General features: G+C 68.8%; 7 protein-coding genes. 6 read left to right on the forward strand and 1 reads right to left on the reverse strand.

Going from position 1 to position 9,955, the window contains the following annotated elements:
* The first annotated feature begins 30 nt into the window (after positions 1 to 30).
* The 4 genes from ACSIH6_RS06045 to ACSIH6_RS06060 are packed head-to-tail and all read left to right on the forward strand — an operon-like array spanning position 31 to position 3,975.
* Complete coding sequence (locus tag ACSIH6_RS06045; protein WP_435107217.1) at positions 31 to 1,188, forward strand: glycosyltransferase; 1,158 nt, start codon at positions 31 to 33, stop codon at positions 1,186 to 1,188.
* The gene (locus ACSIH6_RS06050; protein ID WP_435107218.1) at positions 1,185 to 1,883 is read left to right on the forward strand and encodes a hypothetical protein; all 699 of its coding nucleotides are present in this window, start codon (positions 1,185 to 1,187) and stop codon (positions 1,881 to 1,883) included. Before ACSIH6_RS06045 ends, ACSIH6_RS06050 begins: the two co-directional genes overlap by 4 nt.
* Entirely contained in the window at positions 1,880 to 3,097 is a 1,218-nt protein-coding gene (locus ACSIH6_RS06055; protein ID WP_435107219.1) for a glycosyltransferase family protein, read from the forward strand. The genes ACSIH6_RS06050 and ACSIH6_RS06055 overlap by 4 nt, the downstream gene beginning before the upstream one ends.
* Positions 3,082 to 3,975 (forward strand): glycosyltransferase family protein, encoded by an 894-nt coding sequence (locus tag ACSIH6_RS06060; RefSeq protein WP_435107220.1) that lies wholly within the window; start codon positions 3,082 to 3,084, stop codon positions 3,973 to 3,975. Before ACSIH6_RS06055 ends, ACSIH6_RS06060 begins: the two co-directional genes overlap by 16 nt.
* On the opposite strand, the gene ACSIH6_RS06065 is transcribed toward ACSIH6_RS06060, so the two are convergent.
* The gene (locus ACSIH6_RS06065; protein WP_435107221.1) at positions 3,929 to 4,450 is read right to left on the reverse strand and encodes a P-loop nucleotide/nucleoside kinase family protein; all 522 of its coding nucleotides are present in this window, start codon (positions 4,448 to 4,450) and stop codon (positions 3,929 to 3,931) included. The genes ACSIH6_RS06060 and ACSIH6_RS06065 overlap by 47 nt on opposite strands.
* A 57-nt stretch (positions 4,451 to 4,507) precedes the next feature.
* Between ACSIH6_RS06065 and ACSIH6_RS06070 the strand changes: the two genes are divergently transcribed.
* Both ACSIH6_RS06070 and ACSIH6_RS06075 read left to right on the forward strand, forming a co-directional pair.
* Positions 4,508 to 5,371 (forward strand): FkbM family methyltransferase, encoded by an 864-nt coding sequence (locus ACSIH6_RS06070; RefSeq protein WP_435107222.1) that lies wholly within the window; start codon positions 4,508 to 4,510, stop codon positions 5,369 to 5,371.
* 2,709 nt (positions 5,372 to 8,080) lie between these two features.
* Positions 8,081 to 9,556, forward strand: a complete 1,476-nt coding sequence (locus ACSIH6_RS06075) for a tyrosine-type recombinase/integrase (protein ID WP_435107230.1) — start codon at positions 8,081 to 8,083, stop codon at positions 9,554 to 9,556.
* Positions 9,557 to 9,955: the final 399 nt, after the last annotated feature.

Here is a 9,955-nt window from a genome sequence, read left to right on the forward strand (position 1 = left end):
CTGACCCCCGACGACCAAGAAAGCACCCTCATGTCCAGGTCCATGCTCTACCTGCTCAACGTCTCCAACGCCTCCCGGCTCAGCGCCGACTCCGGGTGGATCTACGCCGACATCCTCACCCCGGCACTCACCGACGCCGGATACGACGTCACGCTGGTGTGCCCCATCCCGGTCACCGACACCCGCGTCCGCCACATGGTGCCCCCGCCCGCGGCCACCAGCAAGTACCGCGTGCGCCTCGTACACGACGTCGGCTACCTCGCCCAGCTCCTGCGCGCCACCCGCCCGGACACCGTCGTGGTCAACCAGATCGAGGCCGCCCCCGCCGTCCGCACCGCGATGCTCGACGCGGGTAGCGACGCCCAGGTCATCGGCTACTGCCACTACCTGCCCTTCTCCGTCGACGAACACGGGCACCTGGTCAAGGACGCCTCCCTCAGCGACGGCGGCCTCGAAGTCCCCCTCCGCCTGGCCTTCGCCAGCGGCCTGGCCGCCTGCGACCGACTCCTCGTCCATTCCCGCACCGCCCGGGACTGGGTCCTCCAGGCCTCGGCCACCTACCGGGCCGGCGTCGACGACCGGATCCATATCGTGCCGCCTCCCCGCGATCCCCGCCTGGTCCGCTCCGACGCCACCGCTCCCGAGCACCCGACAGGTCTGTACAACCACCGGCTCTACCGCCACTACGGCACCGGCCACTTCGTCGACATCGCCCAGCGGGTCACCGCCAACGGCCTCGCCCTCCGCGTCATGGACCTCTTCGGCCGCCGCGACCCCAGCCGCATCGCCCTGGACCCCAGCCCCGAACACGCCCTCGCCCGACTCTCCGCGACCCCCGGAGTCACCGTCTGCACCGATGGCGGCGACCGCGAACGCTACCGCTCCTTCCTCGCCGAGAGCACCCTCGGGTTCGCACCCCTGCGCCCCGGATGCACCTGGTCCATGTCGATCATCGACCTGCACGCCATGGGCGTTCCCGTCATCGCGCCCCGGATGGCGTGGATGGCCGAGGCCGTCCACCAGGACCTGCTCTTCGACCCCCACGACCTCGACGGAGCCGTCAAGCTCGCCGACCGCCTGGTCCAGGACCCCGCTTTCTGGTCCGCTCACAGCCGCCACGCCCACGACTCCACCCGCCACCTGGCCCCCGAACGCGTGGCCGCCCGCTACCTGGAGGCGATCGCGTGAACCCCCGCCCCGACGCGGTGATGCTCTCCTTCGACGAACCCCTCGCCAACGACCTGCACACCCGCCTGGAACGTGTCCTGGAGCGCCCGGTCAAACGCCTGCACGGCGTGGTCGGCATGCGCCGCGCCTACCGGCTCGCCGCCGAATTGGTCGACACCGACGCCTTCCTCCTCGCTGACGGCGACTTCCACATCCACACCACCTTCACCCTCGAACCCGATGCCCTGGGCGAGGACGTGGCCATGCGGGTGTGGAAGGCCGCCAACCCCGTCACCGGCCGCGCCTACGGCTACGGCGGGATGAAGCTCATCAGCCGCGACGCCCTCCGCCACCTGGGCGAGGCCGTCGATGTCCTCGCCGCCCTCCCCGGGCGGGTGGAGTTCCTCGACCAGGTGGCGGGCACCACCCGTTTCGACCAGAGCCCCTACCACGCCTGGAAGGCCGCCTTCCGGGAGGTCGCGATGCTCACCCGCGGCTGCGAATACGGGGCCGACACCGACACCACGCGCGAGCAGCTCCGCGCCTGGTCCGCCCCGGCCAGAGGCCGCTTTACCCGTTGGGTCCAACGCGGTGCACGCGATGGCTCCGCCTTCGCCCGCAGCACACCCGACGACGCCCCCGCCTGGCAGCGTCTGAACGATCCCGTGTGGCTGCGCGCCCAATTCGACGCGGCCTGCGCCCAGGAGCGGTCGTGAGGCGGGCCGTGGCGCTGGTCGAACCGGCCACCGAACACGCGGGGCACTGGCAGCACGCCCTCACCCACCTCGCCCGTGCTGCCGCCACCGCAGGTCACCGGGTCGCGGTGATCACTCTCAACGGAATGCCCGTCCACGTGCACACCCTGCTCCAGGAGCACGGGGTCCGAGTGGCCACACGGCCGGAGGGCAACAAGGCCCGCCTTCTCCTCGCCCTGGGGAAGGGCGCGCAGCGCTCCGCCGCGAGGGCACGGCTCCTGCTGCCACACCGGCGACTCCCGCACCAGATCACCCTGGTCGCCCGATGCCTGACCGAAGCCGCCTCCCTGCACACCGCACGCCACCTGCTGGGCCGCACCCCCGAGACCGCCGTCATCCTTACCGCCAGCGAGGCCCTCCACGGCCTGGCCCGCGTGTTGTCCCGGACACCGCACCTGCGCGTGGTCCACGAGGTCAACACCACCGAGGACCGCATCGTGCGGGCACTCGGACGCCTCACCCCGCCCAGGCGGGTCCTCGCCCTGTGCCCGACGCGGTCCGTGGAGGACGAGGTACGCGAACGCTTCCCCGCACTCAGGACCGTAGTCCACCCCTTCGCCCTCGCCGACCCCGACGAGCGCATCAGGCCGGGCGAACGCACCCGCGCCCGACAGGTCCTCGGTCTGCCGGAGGGGGAAGCCGTCCTGTGCCTGGTGGGCGGATGGTGGCCGCACAAGGACATGGCGACCGTGACCACCGCGCTGGAACACCTCGCTCAGCCCCTTCACGTCCTCGTCGCGGGCAGCCCCACTGATCCGGACCTGCTCGACCGTATGGCCAGAGCACCCGGCGTCGCCCTCCGTGCGCTACCCGGCCCACTGAACCCCGCGGACATCCGGCAGGTCTACGCCGCCAGCAGCTTCACCGCCGTCATCCGGCACCCAGGAGCGGGCAAGGAGTCCGGGTTGGTCGCGGACTGCGCCCGCTTCGGCGTCCCGCTCCTGCTCTCCGACCACGGCCCCGCCCTGACCGGGTGCGTCCGATCCTGGGCCGCCGTCATCCCGCCCCAAGACCCACTCGCGCTCGCCCACGCCATCGACAAGGCCGCGACGCACCCGCCGCTGACACCCCCGCCGACAGCGGCTGAGGACCTCGGGCTGCGCACACCGGCCCGGATGCTCGCGCTTCTCCAGAACCTGGCCACCGAGGAGGAACAGCCATGCCCCCACCGCTGATCGCCGTCATCGGACCCGTCGAGACACCCCTGCTCCACGCCTGGATCGACCACTACCGGGCGCTCGGAGTCCGCGACTTCCACCTCGCACTCCACCTGCCCGAGCACGCACCGCAGGGAAGCGAACAGCGCCTACGGGAGACGCTCAACCGCTTGGGCGTCACCCCGGTACTGGTCGAGCACGGTCCCTGGCATGAGACCACCAACGCCAGCCTGCGCGACCGCCTTCGGGCCCACGCCGACGCCGAGTGGCACCTGATCGCCGACAGCGACGAGTTCCACACCTTCGCCACCAGCCTCGACGACACCGTGACAGCAGCGGAAAGCGCAGGACACACGGTGGTGCGCGGACTGATGCTCGACCGCGTCACCCGCACTGGACACCTGAACGGATGGTGCCCGCCCGAAGCAGAGGCCATGGGGGAGGACCCGCGAGCACGGTTGGATGCCGCCTACCCCCTGGGCGGCTGGCTCACCCACCGCCTACTGCTGGCGGACCCCCGCAAGATCGTCCTGGCCCGCTCCGGCGTCACCGTCTCCTCGGGCAACCACCGCGCTCCGGGCCACCACCCCGCCCACGGACCGGTCGCGGTGGTCCACCACTTCAAATGGCGGCACGGAATCGACGCCGACCTGCGGCGCCGGGTCGACCGCTTCGCCTCTGGCACCTGGACCGAGACCAGCCCAGCCGTCCGCCACGAGGCCGCCCGGCTCCTGGAGCACCTGCGTCAGAACGGAGGACGGATCGACACCACCGACCCCGTACTCCGATTCCGGACCGTCACCCTCGACCGCACCCCGTCCGGTTGGCAGGACGAAGCCCACCGGATCCTCACCCACTGGCGGCCGGTCCACGCGGAAACGACCCCGGAGCGATGACCTCCTCGTCCTCATCCTCTGGCGGGTCGAACCTGGCCACGAAGTCCGCCAGCGCCTCCGGGGTGACCGTCAACGCGTTGGCGTCCTGGCGGCGGTTGCGCTCCGAGAGCCGCCGCAGCAACTCCTCGTGTTCCACGGGGAAGTACAGCAACCTCCACCGCGCCCCCGCCGACTCCACCAGCTTCTTCCACTCGGCTCGTTCAGCACACCGCCACAGACCGTGGTCCACCACCACGTCACGCCCCTCGCACACCAACGAGACCAGACGCTCGCGCACCCACTCCACGACCGGGGCTTGGCGCTCGAAGTACTCCCACTCCGGATAGTCCACCCCGTACCGGCCGTGCCGTCGGTGGACCTCCTCGTCCACCGACAACCGCACCACACCGCGCGGCTCCAGCACGGTCCGCGCGTAGGTGGTCTTTCCCGAGCCGGTCAAGCCGACCAGCAGGAACACCACAGGGACCCGTCCCACACGTCCTCCTTCCCGGAGTAGCTGATGCACCGCTTCACCCGAGCAACCCTACGAACAATGATCCGACACGCGCCCGAGCCCGTCTCCGCACGAGCCATCCGGTGGCTGGACCACGAACTCACGCACAGGCCCGTCACCGCCCTCGCCCAGGCACGGTTCGGAGGCCGGTTCCCGGTCACCACCAGCGACATCATCCAGCGCTACCTCTACACCTTCGGTACCTGGGAACCCCACCTGACCGCGTGGATCACCCGCCGCCTCAAACCCGGGGACACCTTCGTGGACGCGGGCGCGAACATCGGCTACTACACGATGCTCGCCTCCCACCTCGTCGGTCCCACCGGGCACGTCGTCGCGATCGAACCCGTTCCGCGCTTTCACCAGCACCTGCGGACGATGATCCTGCTCAACGGTGCGTGCAACATCCGAACCGTCGCCCAGGCCGTCGCGGCGGAACCCGGATGTGTGGACATGTTCCTGGCCGACCCAGGCAACCTCGGCGGCACTTCCACGGTCCGGCCGCGTGTCGTGCACGAATCCTTCCACACCAGCGCCGCGCCGCTCACGGGAATTCTCGACCCTGCTGAGGTCAGGAACGCACGGCTGATCAAGATCGACGTCGAGGGGGCCGAAGTCGCAGCGGTGCGGAGCCTCCTGCCCGCGCTCGGAACGCTACGGTCCGACGCCGAACTGATCATCGAGATCACTCCGCGAGCTCTGGCGAAGCAGGGACTCGACCCGAGCGCCGTGATTGGACCGCTGAGGGAAGCGGGCTTTCACACCTACCGAATCGCCAACGAGTACGACGCGACCACCTACCCCACCGCGATCAGGAGGCCCATCCCGCCGCAGAGGTGGGAGCAACCGGTCGCAGAGATGAGCGACCTGGTGTTCTCCCGGATCGACGCGGACCACCTCTGAACCGGAACGTAGCTGTCCAGTAGAACACGATGACTATTTCGATCGGCGGGGTTGCAGGTTCTCGCCCATCCAAGGGAACATCGACCACCCTCAGCGAAAAGGACACCTATTCGCTGGGCCTTGGGTTGCTTTGTGCCTAATTGTGCAGAGTGGGTGAGAAGCGCAGTTTCGGGGGCGTACGGCCCCGGGGCCATTGACACTCACCCGCGGCCGCACAGGAAGAACCGGCCTCGTTCGCGGGGTCGCTGACAAGAGAAAAGGGTGCCCCGAGCTGGTGCTGAGAACACCGGCCCGGGGCGTGATTCCCACCTGACTACACCAGGAGGAAGCCATGGAGAAGCATAGCGGGCGGCACCGCAAGCGCCGTCAAGGTTGGGGCGAACAGATGCGCTGGGTCCTCGGGGTGGTGCTTGCCGCGCTGTTCTGTGGCCCCACCGGTCCGAGTACGCGACCGGTGGCTGAGGTCCGCTCACCGCTGCCCTCGCGGAGTGCGCGAAAGGACCGAGCACCGGTCTCAGTGCGGGCTGCGGCCAAGGGGCGTACGGATGTTCCGCGGCCTCGGTCCGGAGAGGAGCAGCCGAGGGAGGTTCCGGTGCGGGTGCCGCAGCGGACTCCGTATACGGGGCCGCGTGGGTGGTGTGAGGACGATGACGGGGTGCGCGGGGTGCGCCCCTACCTCGCTCGGCACGAGGACCGCGTCGTCCGCACGCACAGCAAGGGGGTTGTGCAGGCGAACCGAGGTGAGGAAACGGTGGGTACTCGAGGCCCAGCGACATCACCGCCTTCTGCCCCTGGGGGCGGTGGCGAAGGTGAGTTCGCTGAGCTGGCCCACTTGGTGCGGCGCTGGCAGGCGATCTCCACCTGAGAAGGAAGAACTCAGGTCAGGGCGGTGCTGACCATGATCACTGGTCGGCGCCGCCCCGGCCTCGCTTGGTGGGGGTCAGAAGAACCTTCCGGGTAGTCGTCAACACCTGCGTCTGTGACCTCGACACCAGAGCCGGGCAGGTGGCCTCGCCCGTACGTCGTGTCAGGGTGTGGGCCGTTGGCGGGCCTGTGACTCCGCCTGTGACTGGGCCTTTCCGGGGGCCTGTGACTCCGCCTGTGCCTCCGCCCGTGGGTGGGCCGCTTTGATCGGCCCACCTCTCGGGCGTTATCAGTGCAGGTGAAAGGCCCTTTGGGTGGGCCGTTGGAAAGCCAGACTTATACCCAGTGGGTAGTCCTCTTCACGTAGGCGGGCGGCCCCGCCCCGACAAGCGGGGGCGGATCCGCCCGCCTACGTCTACCGTGGCCTCAGCCCACCTGCGCCTGACTCCCTCTTCCGCTGCGCCTCCTCCCGGACGGCCTGGTCTGCCCTCTCTTCCTCTCACCAGACCAGGGGCATGCGAGTTCTGTCACCTGCCACGCGCAGGATTCCCCTGGCCAAGAAGCCATGGAAAAAGGATCTTCTCCTTCCGGATGGCAATCGCCATCCCTTCCCATGAAGAGTCGCTCTGGTGCGATCGAGGTGGCCGGAGCGCTCTCGCCTATCGAGTGGCAAAGCGCGATTTCCTGTGCCTGTGAGAAGCGCATGCGCGCTTTCCCTCTGACTTCCTTGGAAGCGGGAAGGTGGGGTGTGAACCTCCACTGAACCCGAAGTGAACCCTGGCCAGCGCATGGGCCACCGGCTGGGCCAGCGGGTGGGCCACTCTTGGCTGGCCCACCCCTGCCTGTGCTGATGCGCAGGTCAACGCCCCTGTGGGTGGGCCAACGGGAGTCCAGACTTATACCCCAGTGGGTAGTTCTCGTCACGTAGGCGGGCGGGGCGCCCTCGCTCACGGGCGAGCGCGCCCGCCCCACCCGCCTCCACGGGCGCTCTACTTATGTGGCATCCCTTCTTTCTTCGCCTCTTGCTCAGTGAAAGTCTTTCGGCTTCATCATGAGAGAAGTATTTAATCCCTTGCTTTTGTGCAGGCTCCAAGATTACCCAGATCCGGGGTGCTGCATCGCAGCCTTCTCTTCCCTCTCTGCCCGTGTGTTTTTTGTTGTCCCGGGCCGCGCTTCACGCAATCTCGTCTGTCAGCGGTACGCGGCGGCGGAGGCCGAGCCGCGTGAGGTCCTGAGGTCGGGTGTCGCATCTGCATCGGGCGCGTCTTCATAGAGGTTCATCAGGGCGAAGACGCCCAAGACGACGTCAGGGGAGGGCCGAGGCGTGGTGGCGAGGAGAAGCGTCGCTCTGGAACAGGGCGGCTCGGGGCGGGTTCCAGGCCCATGGTGTGACCCTGGGACGTGGGCGGGTGGCGTGGGGCTGTCAGCGCCCCGACGTCGGCCCCACTGCGCGGCGGGCCCCCCGGGGGCGCCCTGGGGCGGGCGGTCGGCGCTGACGGGCCGTGTGGCGGGCTCGGTGGGGTCCGCGTCGTTGACCCCTGGAACGGCCCTGGTCAGGGCGGTGGCAGGAACAGGGCGAAGCCGGGCGTATCGGATGGGCGGGCGGGGCTGTGTACCCATCGGACGACGGTTGTGTCGAATCCGCTTGACCACCTCTACGAGGTCGAGCGTGGATGCGTGGTGCCCCGCCACACGCGGGGCCGTACGCCGTATCCATGCAGCTCAGAGGTGGGACGTGTGGGTGTGAACACTTCGGTCACGGTGACCGAGGTCGGCTCGCTGCCGGTGGTTGACGATGTAGCGGATGTGGTGTGCGTGGTGATCGAGACGAAGGTGAGGCCGTGCATGGCCGCGCGTGAGGGGTCCACGTTCAAACGGTGCGGATGCCGTGACGAGAACACCGGCAGGCCACTGGGAGTGAGGTGTCCGCAGCTCAAGCGCCGGAGCGGAGGATGGAATCCGGCTCATGGGGCGTGGGCGTTCCAGTACGAGCTTCCTCCGACCGGTGAGGGCGGGCGCCGCCAGGCCCGACGGGTCGGCCTGGCCTCCCAGGAACAGGCCCGTGCGGGGTTGGAGCACGTCAAGGCGCTCATTGCCCTGGCCGAGAGGGAGCCGGTGGTGGAGGTGCAGATTGCTGACCTGGTCCAGGCGGCGTTGAAGCAGCGCCGACCACTCCCCGACCTGGAGGAGGTGCGTAGGCGTGTGGCGATGGCGGTGGATGTGCGCACCGAACCTCCCACCGTTGAGGTGTGGTTGGGGGAGTGGTTGGCGGGCAAGCCCGATCTGGCCGCGGGAACCCGGGCCTCCTACGCCGGGCACATCCGCACCTACCTCGTCCCGCACCTGGGCCGGCTGCGAGTGGACAAGCTCCAGGCCCGCCACGTCGAGACCATGTTCGCGGCGATTGAGGAAACCAACAGCCACATCCTGGAGTGCCGTGAGTCCGACGACCCCCAGGTGCGGGCCTCGGTGCGCGGTCGGTGGGTGATCTCGCTGTCCACGAAGCACCGCATCCGCGCGACTCTCCGGAGTGCGTTGTCCGAAGCCGTCAAGCGTCCGGATTTGCCGGTGTCGGTGAACATCGCCTCGCATGTGCGGTTGCCTTCCTGTCCGAGGAAGCGTCCGCTGGTGTGGACACCCGACCGGGTGCGCCAGTGGAAGAAGGACGGCACGGTGCCAGGAGAGGTGATGGTGTGGACACCGGAGCAGACCCGCACTTTTCTGGTGCACGCGAGGAAGTACCCGTGGCTATACCCGATGTTCCACCTGATCGCGGTCAAGGGTCTGCGCCGAGGAGAAGCGGTCGGACTGCCCTGGGCTAACACCCGGCTGACGGACGGGCAGATCGACATCCGCGTCCAGGTCGTGCAACTCGCGTGGGAGACGATCACCTCCACCCCGAAGAGCGCAGCGGGCCAGCGCACCATCACCCTGGATGCCGACACCATCAAGGTGCTGCGGGCTTGGAGGAGGTTCCAGAACGAGGCCCGTCTCAAGGCCGGGGCGGCGTGGGTGGACAGTGGCCTGGCCTTCACCAAGGAGAATGGCGCAGGATGGCATCCGGGGCAGGTCAGTGACTGGTTCCTGCGCATCGCCAGGGCCGCTGGACTGCCGCCGATCACGTTGCACGGGCTCCGCCACGGAGCCGCCTCACTGGCGTTGGCCGCCGGGACGGACGTGAAGGTGGTCTCGGCCGAGCTGGGGCACGCGACCACGCACTTCACCCAGGACACCTACCAGTCGGTGTTCCCGGATGTGGCGAAGGCGGCGGCCGAGGCTACCGCCGCACTACTACGCGGCACCTCGGCTTCGGTCGGGTAGTCCAACCGGCGAGCACACCAGGAGCCAGACGGCACCACTGACCCCAGGCCAGTGCACGGGTTCGCCCCGGCTGGCCTGGGGTTTCCTCGTGCCCGGTGCGTGTTCCCCATCGGATCAAAGGTCCCCTGGAGGTGGCCTGGGGGAAGTGCCCACCCCGGTGAGCATCGTGCCTTTCACACCATGTTGTCGCCTAGCAACTGTTGTCGTCGGGGCCGGTTCCGGCCACCGAGCCCAGTAGGACTCAGGGACACCATCTGGCGAAGGCAGCGCTCCGTTTCTACGGGCGTACGTGTTCACCTGCGCGAACGCAGTCACTCTCCGTATCGCCCGTGGTCAAACTTCCCGAAGGTCTCTCTCACCCAGGGTCACGCTCTTCACTCTGGGCTCATGGCGTGCTGC

The sequence above is a fragment of the Nocardiopsis synnemataformans genome, from assembly GCF_965343085.1.
Classification (GTDB): Bacteria; Actinomycetota; Actinomycetes; order Streptosporangiales; family Streptosporangiaceae; genus Nocardiopsis; species Nocardiopsis alborubida.